The organism is Tepidicella baoligensis (assembly GCF_013432195.1).
Taxonomy (GTDB): Bacteria; Pseudomonadota; Gammaproteobacteria; order Burkholderiales; family Burkholderiaceae_C; genus Tepidicella; species Tepidicella baoligensis.
Genome location: NZ_JACCDB010000007.1, coordinates 23,381 through 38,066 on the forward strand (window position 1 = coordinate 23,381; position 14,686 = coordinate 38,066).

13 protein-coding genes are annotated in these 14,686 nt (G+C 64.9%); 8 read left to right on the plus strand and 5 right to left on the minus strand.

Translation table 11 applies throughout. The features are described 5' to 3' along the window. The first annotated feature begins 3 nt into the window (after positions 1-3). Entirely contained in the window at positions 4-306 is a 303-nt protein-coding gene (locus HZS63_RS08795) for a DUF2818 family protein (protein WP_180683657.1), read from the plus strand. 30 nt (positions 307-336) lie between these two features. Then, a complete protein-coding gene (locus HZS63_RS08800; RefSeq protein ID WP_180683659.1) occupies positions 337-813 on the plus strand; it encodes a DUF1178 family protein in 477 nt (158 codons plus the stop codon). A gap of 9 nt (positions 814-822) precedes the next feature. On the opposite strand, the gene HZS63_RS08805 is transcribed toward HZS63_RS08800, so the two are convergent. Continuing rightward, entirely contained in the window at positions 823-2,118 is a 1,296-nt protein-coding gene (locus HZS63_RS08805) for a Glu/Leu/Phe/Val family dehydrogenase (protein ID WP_180683661.1), read from the minus strand. Between the two features lie 99 nt (positions 2,119-2,217). Further along, positions 2,218-2,574 (minus strand): ComEA family DNA-binding protein, encoded by a 357-nt coding sequence (locus tag HZS63_RS08810; protein WP_180683662.1) that lies wholly within the window; start codon positions 2,572-2,574, stop codon positions 2,218-2,220. 58 nt (positions 2,575-2,632) lie between these two features. Here HZS63_RS08810 and HZS63_RS08815 point away from each other — a divergent pair, with 58 nt between their 5' ends. Further along, positions 2,633-3,292, plus strand: coding sequence for a CoA pyrophosphatase (locus tag HZS63_RS08815; protein ID WP_180683664.1), 660 nt, complete (start codon positions 2,633-2,635; stop codon positions 3,290-3,292). A 61-nt stretch (positions 3,293-3,353) separates the two neighbouring features. Continuing rightward, positions 3,354-4,292: a CobD/CbiB family protein gene (locus tag HZS63_RS08820; protein ID WP_180683666.1), complete on the plus strand. Its 939-nt coding sequence runs from the start codon at positions 3,354-3,356 to the stop codon at positions 4,290-4,292. 22 nt (positions 4,293-4,314) lie between these two features. Here the strand turns inward: HZS63_RS08820 and rsgA are convergent, their stop codons facing one another. Beyond that, entirely contained in the window at positions 4,315-5,211 is an 897-nt protein-coding gene (gene rsgA, locus HZS63_RS08825; protein WP_180683667.1) for a ribosome small subunit-dependent GTPase A, read from the minus strand. 10 nt (positions 5,212-5,221) lie between these two features. Continuing rightward, entirely contained in the window at positions 5,222-6,508 is a 1,287-nt protein-coding gene (locus HZS63_RS08830) for a M48 family metallopeptidase (RefSeq protein WP_180683669.1), read from the minus strand. A 59-nt stretch (positions 6,509-6,567) separates the two neighbouring features. Here HZS63_RS08830 and orn point away from each other — a divergent pair, with 59 nt between their 5' ends. The 3 genes from orn (at position 6,568) to HZS63_RS08845 (ending at position 10,765) form a co-directional block, all read left to right on the plus strand. Continuing rightward, complete coding sequence (orn, locus tag HZS63_RS08835) at positions 6,568-7,158, plus strand: oligoribonuclease (RefSeq protein ID WP_180683671.1); 591 nt, start codon at positions 6,568-6,570, stop codon at positions 7,156-7,158. A gap of 76 nt (positions 7,159-7,234) precedes the next feature. Then, positions 7,235-8,863 (plus strand): inorganic phosphate transporter, encoded by a 1,629-nt coding sequence (locus HZS63_RS08840; RefSeq protein ID WP_180683673.1) that lies wholly within the window; start codon positions 7,235-7,237, stop codon positions 8,861-8,863. Between the two features lie 312 nt (positions 8,864-9,175). Next, the gene (locus tag HZS63_RS08845) at positions 9,176-10,765 is read left to right on the plus strand and encodes a DEAD/DEAH box helicase (protein ID WP_180683674.1); all 1,590 of its coding nucleotides are present in this window, start codon (positions 9,176-9,178) and stop codon (positions 10,763-10,765) included. Here HZS63_RS08845 and HZS63_RS08850 read toward each other — a convergent pair. Next, positions 10,690-13,668, minus strand: a complete 2,979-nt coding sequence (locus tag HZS63_RS08850; RefSeq protein WP_180683676.1) for a bifunctional diguanylate cyclase/phosphodiesterase — start codon at positions 13,666-13,668, stop codon at positions 10,690-10,692. The genes HZS63_RS08845 and HZS63_RS08850 overlap by 76 nt on opposite strands. A gap of 153 nt (positions 13,669-13,821) precedes the next feature. Between HZS63_RS08850 and HZS63_RS08855 the strand changes: the two genes are divergently transcribed. Then, complete coding sequence (locus HZS63_RS08855; RefSeq protein ID WP_180683677.1) at positions 13,822-14,679, plus strand: alpha/beta hydrolase; 858 nt, start codon at positions 13,822-13,824, stop codon at positions 14,677-14,679. Positions 14,680-14,686: the final 7 nt, after the last annotated feature.

Below are 14,686 nucleotides of genomic sequence, written 5' to 3' on the forward strand. Positions count from 1 at the left end.
GTCATGACATCGACGTTTTCCGTGTGGTTGGTCATAGGTTTGGCGCTGTTTTGTGCCAACTTGCCTTTCCTCAATGACCGGGTGCTGGCGCTGGTGCCTTTGAAGATCGGACGTAAACCGCTGTGGGTGCGTCTGCTGGAATTGCTGCTGCTGTATTTCGTGGTCGGTGCCGTGGGGCTGGCCTTGGAGCATCACGAAGGGCAAATCTACCCACAGGGGTGGGAGTTCTATGCCATCACGGCCGCGATGTTCCTCACCTTCGCATTCCCTGGTTTCGTTTACCGGTATCTGGTGCGCCGACGCTGAAGGGGCGGCAGAGCCACGATAATCGGGCCTATGAAGGTGCTGGATCTGGCCTGTGACCACGGGCATGTGTTTGAGGGGTGGTTTGCGTCGGAAGACGATTACGCCGCCCAGCGCAGCCGTGGCTTGCTGGAATGCCCGGTGTGCGGTTCGGTGCATGTGGAAAAGCGGCTGACCGCGCCCCGGCTCAATTTGGGCAAGGGCCAACCAAGCGCTGCAGCAGCCCCGCATGCCGATCATCCTGAAGCGGCTGCCGGGGCGCGTGAGCAGCTGGCATGGCCACGAGACGTTCAAGCGGCCTTTGTTCAGGCCTTGCGGCATGTCGTTACCCACACGGAAGACGTAGGTGAGCGCTTTGCCGAGGAAGCCCGCCGGATGCACCATGGTGAGATACCCGCACGTGGCATCCGGGGGCAGGCCTCGGTGCGCGAGGCCGCTGAGCTGGTGGAGGAAGGTATCGAGATCGTTCCCTTGCCCGACCTTCCCTTGCTCAAGAAAACCCTGCAGTGAGCCCTGTGCTCAGGGGTACAGACCCCTGAGGTCGCGTGCATGCAGGATGCGTTGGCAGGCCACGATGAAGGTGGCCGTGCGCAGGCTGACGCCATGGTCCTCTGCCACCTGCCAGATGGCTGCGAACGCACCGCGCATGATTCTGGCCAAGCGGTCGTTGATTTCCTCCTCGCTCCAGAAGAAGCTGGAGAAATCCTGTACCCATTCGAAGTAACTCACGGTCACACCGCCGGCGTTGGCGATCACGTCGGGGATGACGAGCACGTTGCGTTCTTTGAGGATGTCGTCGGCCAGCGGCGTGGTGGGGCCGTTCGCGCCTTCGATGATCATGCGTGCCCGGATGCGGCCGGCATTCGCCTCGGTGATCTGCCGTTCCAGGGCCGCCGGGACGAGGATGTCGCAATCGACGTCCCAGAACTGATCGGTGGGCAGGGCCTCGGCATGGGGAAAGCCAGCGACGCTGCCGGTGCTGGCCACGTGCTGTGTCAGGGCCGGGATGTCGATGCCGCCCGGGTGGTACACCGTGCCGGCATGGTCCTGCACCGCGACGATGCGTGCGCCGGCTTCGGCAAACAGTTTGCCGGTGACGCCCCCCACATTGCCGAAGCCCTGAATGGTCACACGGGCTCCTTGAATGTCCAGTCCGATGCGCCGGGCCGCTTCCTGACCGATGATGAAAACGCCGCGGCCCGTGGCTTCGCGTCGTCCCAGCGAGCCGCCAAGGTCGATCGGTTTGCCGGTGACGACGCCGGTGGCCGTTTCACCCACGTTCATCGAGTAGGTGTCCATCATCCAGGCCATGACGGCTTCGTTGGTGTTGACGTCGGGTGCGGGAATGTCCTTGGTCGGGCCGATGATGATGCCAATCTCGCTGGTGTAGCGGCGGGTGACGCGTTCGAGCTCGGCGGCCGTCAATTCCTTCGGGTCCACCCGGATACCGCCTTTGGCGCCTCCGTAGGGTACGTTCACGGCGGCGTTCTTGATCGACATCCACGCCGCCAGCGCCATGACCTCGGAGAGGGTCACGTCTTGGTGGAAGCGCACGCCGCCTTTGCCCGGACCTCGCGACGTGTTGTGTTGAACCCGGTAGCCTTCGTAGTGGGCCACACGGCCATCGTCCAGGTGGACGGGGACGTCCACGATCAGGATGCGCTTGGGGCGCTTGAGGGTTTCCACCCAGCGTCCGAGTTTGCCCAGGTAAGGGGTGACGCGGTCTACTTGTTGGAGAAAATCGCCCCACGGCCCGAGGTGGCTCGGGTCCAGATAAGAAGGCAGGGCGTGCGCAGATTCGGGTTTCAGGCTCATGACCTCAAAGTGGTGGTGAACAAGCCATCAGCTTACGAGGAGCTTGCAGACTTGTCCAAGGCCGCGTGGTGATGCCCTCATGCATTCCTTGCATGAGGATCAGCGTGGTGATTCCAAGGGGCGGGGCACCATGGGTTGCCAGAGCACTTCCGGCGATCCCTCGGCCGCGGCGGGGTAGCGTGTGCCGTTCACCGTCAGGCCATTGGCCGACAGTTTGCCTGCGGTGGTGGGCCCGATGCCGCGTACTCGGCGGATGAAATCGTCCCAATCGCGGAAGGGCTGCTCGCGACGGGCCTCGACGATGCGCTGGCTCGTGGCCGGCCCGATGCCCTTGATGGCCACGAGATCCTGAGGGGGGGCTTGGTTGGCTTCCACGGCCGACCAGGCCAGGCCGATCTGGGTCAGCAAGGCCAAGACGAGCAGCCTGAAGCCCAGGCGACACTTGAACGTGTTCATGAATTCTCCCTGACGTGTTGTCATTGCACAATGAGGTGCATTGCTGTCGAGTCCTGCCATGATAGATCCTCGAACCATCCCTGTCGTGGGGGTGGACCATCACCTGCCGCCGGTCAGCCCCCAGCGTTGCCAGCCCGAAGCCTTGCGCGAGCGGTTCCGCGCGCCGCCGCCTTGGGCGCCCGAGGTGCGCCAAGAGCCCCGCTTCACCGACCGGCCCGTCATGCACGCGGCCGTGCTCATTCCCTTGGTGATGCGGGTGCAGCCCACGGTGCTGTTGACGCAACGCACGGCACATTTGCCCACGCACGCTGGGCAAGTCGCCTTTCCAGGCGGGAAAATCGATGCCGGCGACAGCGATGCCGTGGCTGCCGCACTGCGTGAAGCCCGGGAGGAGGTGGGTCTGTGGCCAGATGCCGTGGAGGTGCTGGGGACTTTGCCAGAATATGTCACCGGCACGGCGTTCGTCGTGACGCCGGTGGTGGCCTTGGTCGATCCGGCGCACACGTTGCAGCCCAATCCCCATGAGGTGGCCGATGCCTTCGAGGTGCCGCTGGCCTACCTGATGAACCCAGCACACCATCGCCGGCACGAGGTGCTGTGGGAAGGCCATCTGCGGCAATGGTTTTCCATGCCCTATTACGATGGGCGTCAAGAGCGTTTCATCTGGGGGGCGACGGCGGGCATGGTGCGCAATTTATACCGCCTGCTGAGCGCATGATTTCGGGTTATCCCGAGGCGCACCCGCGTGCGGCTTGCCATTCGATCGCTATGATGCCGGCATGAGTTTTTTCGCGATTCTGCTGGCGCTCATGCTCGATCAGGCCAAGCCGCTGGGGCGCCACAACCCGATTCACGAGGGCATGCGCTCGTGGGCGCGCTGGACGCGCCAGACGCTCGATGCCGGACAGTCGCATCATGGCTGGCTCACCTGGGCGCTGGCCGTGCTGGGGCCTGCGTTGGCCGCGGCTGTGGTGTATGGGGTGTTGTGGGCGATTCATGGGCTGTTGGCCTTTGTTTGGTTGACGTTCACGCTTTATCTCACGTTGGGGTTTCGGCAATTCAGCCACCATTTCACGGCCATTCGCGTGGCCCTGGAGTCGGGCGACGAGGCGGGTGCGCGGGCCGCGCTGGCTCGTTGGAAGGGCGGGGAGGTGGCCGAGCTGCCGCGTGAGGAATTGCTTCGGCAGGCGATCGAGCACGCTGTCGTGGCCGCCCATCGGCATGTGTTCGGGGTGCTGGTGTGTTTCGTGGTGTTGGCGGCTTTCGGGCTCGGGCCAGCCGGTGCGGTGCTCTATCGCATGGCTGAACACGTGTCCCGGCGCTGGCAGCAGACGGCGCCGATGGCGGGGGACAGTGACGCGTCCAGGCAAGCCGCCCTCACGGGCTGGCACTGGATCGATTTCCTGCCGGTACGTGTGACCGCGCTGGCTTTTGCGGTGGTGGGGAACTTCGAGGAAGCCATCGCGAACTGGCGCCAGGAGCGTCCAGCCTCTGCGGGCAACGATGCGGTGTTGCTCGCCGCCACAGCCGGAGCGATCAACGTTCGTTTGGGTGGTCAACTCGCCGGGGCCGGATCGGCCGATGATGCCGGCTGGGAGGGGGCTTCCAGCCGAGCGCCCCAGTTGGCGCATCTTGCCAGTGTGGTGGGTTTGGTGTGGCGCTCGGTCCTGCTCTGGTTGTTGCTGTTGGCCTTGGGGATGTTGGCCAGATTTTGGTAGGTGGTGCGCTCGGCTTGGCGGTTCAATAGCGTCGGGCGGCCGCCAATTCCTCGTACAGGTCGGTGTAGAGTCGGTGGCGTTGTTCATGGATGCCGTGGCCGATCGCGGCCAGCACGGCGCATCCGGGTTCGTGGCGGTGGCTGCAGTTGTGGAACCGGCACTGTCCCAGATAGGGCTCGAAGTCGGGCATGAGCGACGCCAGTCGCTCCACCGGGATGTGGTGCAGACCGAATTCCTGAAAGCCGGGGGAATCGATCAGCGCGGAGCGGCGATCCGGATCGAGCCAGTACCAGGTGGTGCTCGTGGTGGTGTGCCGGCCGGAGTGCAGGGCCTTCGAGATCTCGCCGGTGGCGGCCTGGGCATGCGGGACCAGCCGGTTGACCAAAGTGCTTTTGCCGGTGCCTGAAGGGCCGAGCACCAGGGTGGTCTGCCCCAGGAGCCGCGCCTGTAAAGTGTCCAGCCCCTCGCCGCTGAGCAGACACAGGGGCAGGACGGTCTGGCCCATGTCGCGGTAGGGCTGCAGCCGGGTCCAGGCGCGCTCGAAGGGCTCGGTCAGGTCGCGTTTGTTCAGCACGATCAGTGCCGGCAGCCGTTCGGCACGGGCAGCGATCAGTGCCCGGTTCAACTGGCTCTCGGAAAACACCGGCTCTGCTGCCAGCAGGATGAGCACTTGGTCCAGATTGGCTGCGAAGGATTTGGTCCGCAGTTCGTCCTGCCGATAGAGGAGGTTGCGCCGTTCCTCGATCTGCTCGATGGTGCCTTCGTCCTGGCTGGCCTGCCACCAGACCCGATCGCCCACGACGGGGGTCTGGCGCTTGCCACGCGGGTGGCACAGGCGCCGCTCTCCGGTTTCGGTCTCGACCCAGCAGTGGCGGCCGTGGGTCGCCACCACCGTTCCTCGTTTCCAGCCAGGCTTCATGTGTGGGTACTCATGCGGGTACTACGGGTCCGGGCAGTCGTGCCAGCCGTTCACCAGCCGGCGGGTGAGAGTAGTAGAAACGCACGAACACCGGGTCGGGGGTGAGGGTGCTGGCGTTGTCCTTGTGCAGCTTCAGCAACGCGCTGGCCAGGGCGTGGCCGTCTGCGTGCTGGGTAGCGTAAGCATCTGCCTCGAATTCGTGCCGCCGCGACAGGGCGCTGGTCAGGGGGGTCACGAAGAAGGTGAACAACGGCACCACACTCATGAACAGGATCAGGGCCAAGGCGCTGTTGCCGTGGGTGAGGCTGGGCGTGACCCCCAGGCCGGTGTAGAACCAGGGCTGTTGGGCGGCCCAACCGAGCAGGGCGAAGCCGAACAGGCTGACACCGAACGACAACACGATGCGCTGGACGATGTGACGGTGTTTGAAATGCCCGAGTTCGTGGGCCAGGACCGCATCGATCTCCGAGGGGGTGAGTTGTTGCAGCAGGGTGTCGAAGAACACCACGCGCTTGGCTGGACCGAAGCCGGTGAAGTAAGCGTTGGCATGGGCGCTGCGCTTGCTGCCGTCCATGACGTAGAGGCCCTTGGCGCTGAAGCCGCAGCGCGCCATCAGGGCTTCGACGCGCTGGCGCAGCGTGGTGTCCTCCAGCGGCTCGAAGCGGTTGAACAAGGGAGCGATCACGCTGGGGTAGAGCACCAGCAGAAGCAGGTTGAAACCCATCCATGCCATCCAGGCCAAGAGCCACCAGAGCGGGCCGGCACTGTCCATCAGCCACAGCACCAGCGCCACGATGGGCAGGCCGATGACGGCACCGAGCAGCAGTCCCTTGATGCCATCGGCCAACCACAGGCGCCAAGTCATGCGGTTGAAGCCGAACCGTTCTTCGAGTCGGAATGTGCGGTACCACGCCAGCGGCAGGTCGATCAGTGCACCGATCAGCACGAATGCGGCGACCAGCGCGACCTGCTGATGCAGGCCCGCGCCCATCCAGGCGAGCAACGTCTGCTGCAGGGCTTGGAGCCCACCCAGCAGCGTCCAGCCGACCAGGATGGCGGACCCCAGAGCCATTTCCAGCATGCCCAGCCGTGTCTTGGCCAGGGTGTAGCGGGCTGCCTTTTGATGGGCTGCCAAGTCCACCGTTCGGTCGAAAGGGGCGGGAACCTCATGGCGGTGGGCCGCCACATGCCGCATCTGACGGCTGGCCAGCCACAGACGGGTGAGCAGGCTGGCCAGCAAGACCACGCAAAAAGTGGCCGTCCAGAGCAGCTCTGCTGAGATGGAAACAACATTCATGGCCACAAGTCTAGCCAAGTTGATGGGGGCGCGTTCGGGATCGGCGAAAATCTCGCCCCATGGATGCACACATCAATGCCTCTGAGGCTGCGGGGCGGCCGCCCGAACTCACCAAGAGCGACCAGAATCTGGTCTGGATTGATTGCGAGATGAGCGGGCTGGATCCGGACAAAGAGCGGCTGCTCGAGGTGGCGGTGGTCATCACCGGCCCACAACTGACACCGCGTATCGATGGGCCTGTGCTGGTGATCCATCAGAGCGATGCCGTTCTCGACGCCATGGACAACTGGAACAAAGGGACACACGGCAAGAGCGGCCTGATCGACAAGGTGCGTGCCAGCACCTTGTCGGAGGCCGACGCCGAGGAGCAATTGCTGGACTTCATCCGGCGCTATGTGCCCAAAAATGGTTCCCCCATGTGTGGCAACACCATCGGCCAAGACCGGCGTTTTCTGGTCAAGTACATGCCGAAGCTGGAGGGGTACTTCCATTACCGCAACCTGGACGTGAGCACCCTCAAGGAGCTGGCCAAGCGCTGGCGCCCCGAGGTGTATGCGGCCTTCAAGAAGCAGCAACGGCACACGGCGCTGGCCGATGTGCACGAGTCGATTGACGAACTGGAGCACTACCGGCAACATTTCCTGCGCTGAATCTGCCCCCATCCTTTCCCGCAATGGTCGATCGCCTGCCCTCAGAGCGACGGCGGCCCAGATACTTCGAAACCACATGAACATCCCTCTCAAGCCTGCCACCCGAGCGGGCGAAGAACACCTGCGCCAGATGCTGCGGTTGGCGGCTGCGGTGGCGTTTCTGGTGGCCGTCGGGCTTTACGCGGCCTTCCATGTCACCCGCCTGCCCGGCCTGAGCACGCAGGCACTGTGGTTCCTGGTCGTGGCCGCGGCCGTGGGTGGCTACATGGCCATGAACATCGGCGCCAACGACGTGGCCAACAACATGGGGCCGGCGGTCGGTTCCGGCGCCATCACCCTGGGCTGGGCGATCTTGATCGCCGCTGTGTTCGAGGCCCTGGGGGCGATCGTCGCAGGCGGGGAGGTCGTCGGCACCATCAAGGGGGGAATCATCGACACCCGTGCCTTCGATGACCCTGAGCGCTTCACCTGGCTGATGCTGGCGGCCCTGCTGGCGGGCGCGCTCTGGTTGAACCTGGCCACCATGCTGGGGGCGCCGGTCTCCACCACCCACTCCATCATCGGTGCGGTGATGGGGGCGGGTATTGCCGCCGGCGGGTGGGGCCTGGTCAACTGGGGCACCATCGGCTCCATCGTGGCCAGCTGGGTGATTTCGCCGCTCATGGGTGGCGTGATCGCGGCCGGGTTTCTCTATGTGATCAAGCGCACGATCACCTACCAGGGCGACATGTCGCAGGCGGCGGCCCGGATGGTGCCGCTGCTGGTTGCTCTCATGGTCTGGGCCTTCGGCACATTCATGTTGCTCAAGGGCGTCTCCCAAATCATGAAGGTGAGCTTTCAGGTGGCGCTGATCGGAGGGCTGGCCATGGCGGTGGCGGCTTACCTGCTGCTGCGCCAGCCGATCAGCCTCGCTGCGCGGCGTCTGCCCAGCAGCAAGGACAGCGTCAACGCCCTGTTCACCTGGCCGCTGGTGTTCGCGGCAGCCCTGCTGAGCTTTGCCCACGGGGCGAACGACGTGGCCAACGCGATCGGTCCGCTTGCTGCGATCTATGAGGCCGTGGCCAGTGGCGCGGTGGCTGCTCGTGCAGTGACGCCGATGTGGATCATGATCCTGGGGGCGATCGGGCTGTCGGTGGGGCTGGCGCTCTATGGTCGACGTCTCATTCTCACGGTGGGCAAGGAGATCACGGAGCTCGACCGCATGCGGGCCTACTCGATTGCCATGGCGGCCACCATCACGGTGATCGTGGCCGCGCAACTGGGCATGCCGGTGTCCACCACCCACGTGACGATCGGGGCGGTGTTCGGTGTGGGTTTCCTGCGGGAGTTGCTCAAGGTCAATTACGCCAAGATGGAGGCGGTGGTGCGTGCCGGGCATCAGGGCGAGGACCGAGAGGCCGTGGAGGCCTACCTGGTCCGGTTCGAGGCCGCGCCCGTGGACGAGAAAAAGCGCATGCTGGCGGAGATGAAGCGGCGCGCGGATGCGTTCAAGCACAAAACGGCGCTCCTGGAGCCTGTGCAGCAAAGCGTACCGGCGCCGTTCGACAAGAAGGAGCGCAAGGCCTTCAAGAAGGCCTACAAGAAGGAGCTGGTCAAGCGCTCCGTGGTGATGCGCATCGTCGCGGCCTGGATCGTGACCGTGCCGGCCACAGCGGTGTTGGCTGCGCTTCTGTACCACTTGTTGGTGGACATGCTGTCTGCGTGAGACATGGGGGGTTGGGGGAAAACCCTCAATCTATGGCATAATGAGAAGCTCATCCCTGAATTGGGGGTGAATTCTTGCATCTGCCTCACGCTCTGCGGGATGGGCGATCGGCTTGAGCCGAATATCGGGTTTACCCATGACCTGCGCCCACAATCCCATGCGTCGCTGGGCCGTCTGAGGGCGGCGCTGTGCCGCCGATTTGTTTGTGGTCGATGTTTCTTTCCACCACGAACCGATCGGGCACACCGAGGCGCTGATATCTGCCTGTGCTCGTGGAGTTCTGTTGCGCCTCATGGCGCATGGACCGACGACATGACAGAAAACCTGAATTTCCAACTTCCCGCTGCCACACCGGCCATCCCCGAGGCGTTTGCCGCGCTCGGCTTAGCACAGCCGCTGCTCCAGGCAGTCGCCGATCTCGGCTTCACCCAGCCCACCCTTGTTCAGCAGGCAGCGATCCCGAAGGCCATGCAGGTGGATACCGAAGGCCACGCATACACCGATCTGATGGTGTCGAGCCAGACCGGCAGCGGCAAGACGGCGGCTTTTTTGCTGCCTGTGCTTCACACCTTGATCGAGCAACAAGCAGCCCGCGATGCGCAGGAGCGCGCCGACTGGGATCGCCAGGTGGCCGAGGCCGAGGCTGCTGGCAAGCCGGCACCGAAGCGCCCGAAGCGCAACAACCCGTTGCTGGCGCGCCATTTCAAGCCCGCCGTGCCGGGCGCGCTGGTGCTCTGTCCCACGCGTGAACTGGCCCAGCAGGTGGCCCATGACGCCATCGATCTGGTCAAGCATTGTCGTGGCCTGCGCATCGCCAACGTGGTGGGGGGCATGCCTTACCAGATGCAGATCGCCAAACTGCAGAACGCCAACCTCGTGGTGGCCACGCCGGGGCGCTTGCTGGACTTGCAGCGCAGCGGCCAGATCCAGCTCGACCAGGTCCAGTTCCTGGTGGTGGACGAGGCCGACCGCATGCTGGACCTCGGCTTTGCCGATGACCTGGCCGACATCAACCGCCTGACGGCCCGCCGCCGCCAGACCATGATGTTCAGCGCCACCTTTGCGCCCCGCATCCAGACGCTGGCGACCCGCGTGATGCGCGAGCCGCAAAAGGTCCAGATCGACACCCCCCAGGACCGCCATGTCAACATCGAGCAGCGCCTCTACTGGTGCGACAGCCCCGAGCACAAGCGCAAGCTGCTCGACCACTGGCTGCGCGATGCCTCGATCGACCAGGCCATCGTGTTCGCCAGCACCCAGATCGAGTGCGACGCTTTGGCCGGTGACTTGCAGCAGGCCGGTTTTGCCGCAGTGGCCCTGCATGGGGCGCTCAGCCAGGGACTGCGCAACCGCCGCCTGATGGCGCTGCGCAACGGGCAGGTCCAGATTTTGGTGGCCACCGACGTGGCGGCCCGTGGCATCGATGTGCCCACCATCACCCACGTGTTCAACTACGGTCTGCCCATGAAGGCCGAGGACTACACCCACCGCATCGGCCGCACCGGCCGTGCGGGTCGTCAGGGCCTGGCCGTGACCATGGCCGAGTTCCGCGACCGCCGCAAGATCGGCGAGATCGAGGCCTTCAGCCAGCAGCGCATCGAGACGCAGACCATTCCCGGTCTGGAGCCGCGCAAGCCGGTCTATGAGTTCAACGACGATCGCCGTGGCGGTCGCGGTGGACGCCACGGCCGTCATGGCGCAGGTCGCAACGAAGGGGGCTTGCGCAGCGAAGGCGGTTTCCGGGCTGCGCCTCATCACGCCCGCGGGGCCGCAGAGGCAGCCCGTGTCGGGTTCTCCAAGCCGACCGGCAGTGGCGGTCCGGGCCGTCAGGCCTTGGGCGACAAGCGTGCCCGCCACCAGGACTCGAAGTCCTTTGCGGGCAAGGGGCGCGCCAGCAAGTAACCCTGCATCTGGTCGCAGCCGCGGCGCTGCAGAAAGTCGCGCTGCGCCTCGGTTTCCACGCCTTCGGCGATGGTCTTCAGGCCGAGGCTGCGCGCCATCTGGATGATGGTCTCGACGATGCCGGCGTCCTCCGTATCGCTGGGCAGATCGCGGATGAAAGACTGGTCGATCTTGAGCTTGCCGATCCGGAACCGCTTGAGATGGTTGAGCGACGAGTAGCCGGTACCGAAGTCGTCGAGCGACAGGTGGACACCCAGAGCCCTGAGCGCATCCACGGTGGCGATCGCCGCTTGTGGATCGTGCATGGCGGTGCTTTCGGTCAATTCCAATTCCAGCTGATGAGCCGGCAGGGCGAAAGTGGTCAGCACCTGTTCGACCTGGTGCACGAGGTCTGGCTGTAGGAACTGGGTTGCCGACAGGTTGACCGCCACCACCAGCGGCGGCAAGCCTGCATCGCGCCATTGCTGCATCTGGCCACAGGCTTCGCGCAGCACCCACTCACCGAGGGCGATGATCTGTCCGGTGTGTTCGGCGATCGGGATGAATTCCGCGGGTGAAATGCTGCCGAGTTCCGGATGTGTCCAGCGCAACAGTGCTTCGGCCCCCACGAGCGAGCCGTCCTCAAGGGCGATCTGAGGCTGGTAATGCAGGCTCAGCTCCCGTCGATCGATGGCCCGGCGCAGGGCGTTTTCCAGCTGCAGTCGGCGCATGGCCAAGGCCTGCATCTCCCGCGTGAAAAAGGCGTGGCGGTTGCGTCCTTCCTGCTTGGCGCGGTACATGGCGGTGTCGGCGCAGCGGTAGAGGGTCTCGAAGTCCGCACCATCGTCGGGGAAGACGGCGATTCCGATAGACGGTGTGACGGTCAATTCATGGGGCCCCAGAACGTAAGGTTGGGAGAGGGCTTTGAGGATGACCATCGCGGCGTGGGCGGCACCGCTGGTGTCCGTTTCGGGCAACACCGCCACGAATTCGTCACCACCCAGACGAGCCACGGTGTCCTGTTCGCGCACCAGCCCGCTGATGCGGTGGGCCACCTCGATCAGCAACTGATCGCCTACCTGGTGGCCGAGTGAATCGTTGACGTGCTTGAAGTGGTCCAGATCGATGAACAGCAGGCTCAGTGGGGTGTCATGGCGGCGGGCCATGCTCAGATCGTGTTCCACGCGCTCGCGCAGCAGGGATCGGTTGGCCAGACCGGTGAGCCCGTCGTAGTAGGCCAGGTCCCGAATACGGGCCTCCTGCTCCAGGCGCCGGCTGATGTCGCTGAAAATGGCGATGTAATGCGTGGCGTGACCGTCGGTGTCCTGGAGGCGGCTGATCGACAGCCATTGCGGGTATTCCTCCCCGTTGTGGCGCCGGTTGCGGACCTCGCCTTCCCAGTGTCCCTTGAGGTCGATTTCGCGCCACATGGCGTCGTAGAACGCCGGATCGTGCCGGCCCGAGGACAGGATGCGGGGCGTCTGCCCGATCACCTCTGCCTCGGCATAGCCGGTGATGGCCGTGAAAGCAGGGTTGACCTGGATGATGCGTTGCTCGGCGTCGGTGATGACGAAGCCCTCGCTGCTGCCGGCGAAGAACTGTGCGGCGAGTTGGTATTTCAACTCCGCTTCCTTGCGCGCGGTGATGTCACGGGCCAGCGCGATGAAGCGCGGCGACTCTGCGTCGCTTGAAGATGGCACACGGCCCTTGGCGGCGATCGACAACTCGAACCATTGCCGGGAGCGCGGCCCGTCGATCGGGTACTGCCGGCCGCTGGATCGGCCCTCGTGCGAGGCTTCTGCCATGGCGTCGCGGAAGGCCTGTAGCGCCTCCAAGGGCAGGAAGTCGGCGATGTTGCGGCCCAGTATCTCTTGAGTGGAGTAGATGCGCAGGGGGTGCTCGTGGGAATGCACAGCGTGCAGGGTGCCGTCGGCATCGAGGTCGAACAGGATGTCTGGCACAGCGTTGAGGGTGGCTTGGAGCTGGTTGCGTGCCTCTTCGATTTCCTGGGTGCGTTGCACGACCTCGTGTTCCAGCGCGATCTTCTGTGTGCCCCGCGCCAGAAACAGGCGGACCAGCACAGCGAGCATGGCGCTGAAAGCGACAGCCGCGAGCCCCTGGATCAGGATGAGGCCGGGCTGTAGCCAGCCGTGGCGCGGCTCGACCTGCAGTGTCCATTCTCCATTGGGGACCTTGACCGACCGGTCCACCGGCTGTCGCAAGGTGGCGCCGGCGCGTACGTCGGCAGAGGCCGCGATGACTTGCTTGACATGCGTCTGCGGGTGTTCGCGCCAGAGCTCATAGCGGTATCCCAGTTCCGTGAGGCCGTCGAGCCCGGTGCCCTGGAAGGCGTCGGGGAAGCGCACCGTCACGAAGGCAAAGCCCCAGAACTCGGTGCCTCGCCGATGCGGATGGGGCAGGAAAATGGGCAGGCGGCCCACCGCACCCAGACCGCCCTGGACCAGGTCCAACGGGCCGGCCAGCGTCAGACGGCCGTTGTCGCGGGCCAGAAATGCCTCTGGACTCTGTACGGGGTCCGCCAACTGATTGAAGCCGATGGAGGCGCGGTTGGGCTCCAGGGGAACGGCGTAGCGGACGATGCCACCGGGGGCCAGCCCCAGAGAAGAGACGCCGGGGTAGAAAGGCAGCATTTCGGTGGCGAGCTGCTCGAACTGGATCACCTCGCCCTGGTTGGCACGAACGTACGCCGACAGCAGGTAGGTGGCCGACATCAGCCGTTCCATACGGCTCTCCAGGGCTTGGGCGTTGTCACCTGCGAGTACCAGCACGGTGGCGCGGTGGGCTTCGATACGCCGCGCTTCGAGCAGCCAGGTGAGCCCGCCCAGCACCACGCTGCTGATCAGGAACACGGTCAGCGCGATCCAGCCATGACGGCGCGCGAGTGCGCGCAAGGCTGCGGTCATGTGAGTGACCTGGTTCCCGGAAAATGCAACCGAGATGCCGGCGGAGGCGAAAGCGCAAAGTTCAGCATGGTCAACGACGCCAGATGTGTAATATCCATCGACCGTGTCCGTCTTCGCGGTCACTGGTCTGGGCGAATCTTACAGGAGAGTCCGATGTCAAGCCGCCGTGTGAAAGAGCTGGATCACCAATACAACAACCGCGCGCTCGTGCCCGATTTCGCGGCTCATTTTCAGCGCTGGCAAGCCGATTCCGAGCGGGCACGCGCCAGTCAGCCGGTGGTGCTGGATGTGCCCTACGGTCCGGGGCCGAACGAGACGCTGGATGTGTTCCCCGTGACTGGGGGTGCATCGTCGGCGCCGGTGATGGTGTTCATCCACGGAGGCTACTGGCGCTCGCTCGACAAGTCCGACCACTCCTTCGTGGCGCCGGTGTTCACCCGGCAGGGGGTGTGCGTGGTGGTGCCCAACTACGCCTTGTGCCCGGCCGTCACGATTCCCGAGATCGCGCTGCAGATGGTCCGGGCGCTGGCCTGGACGCATCGGCACATCGCAGCCCATGGCGGCGATCCGTCGCGTATCAGCGTGGTCGGGCATTCGGCCGGGGGGCATCTGGCCGCCATGTTGCTGCTGTGCCGTTGGCAGGAGGTGGGTGGCGACTTGCCCGAGCATCTGGTGCGGCGGGCGCTGTCGATTTCCGGCCTGTACGACTTGGCCCCCTTGCGCAAGACCTCTTTTCTCCAGCCCGACCTGCGGCTCACGCCAGCGCAGGTTCGCCGGGTCAGCCCCGCTCTTCTGCCCCGGCCCGAGAAAGGGCGGCTGTACGCGGTGGCGGGTGGGGATGAGAGCGAGGCGTTCCAGCAGCAGAACCGGCTGATCCGCCAGGCCTGGGGGCGCAAGCGTGTGCCGGTGTGCGAGCTGCTCCCGGGCCTGAACCACTTCAGCGTGCTGGAGGCACTGGTCGAGCCCGGTCACCGGCTGCACCGGCTGGCCCAGGAGCTGTTGGCGGGCTGAGCCGCCG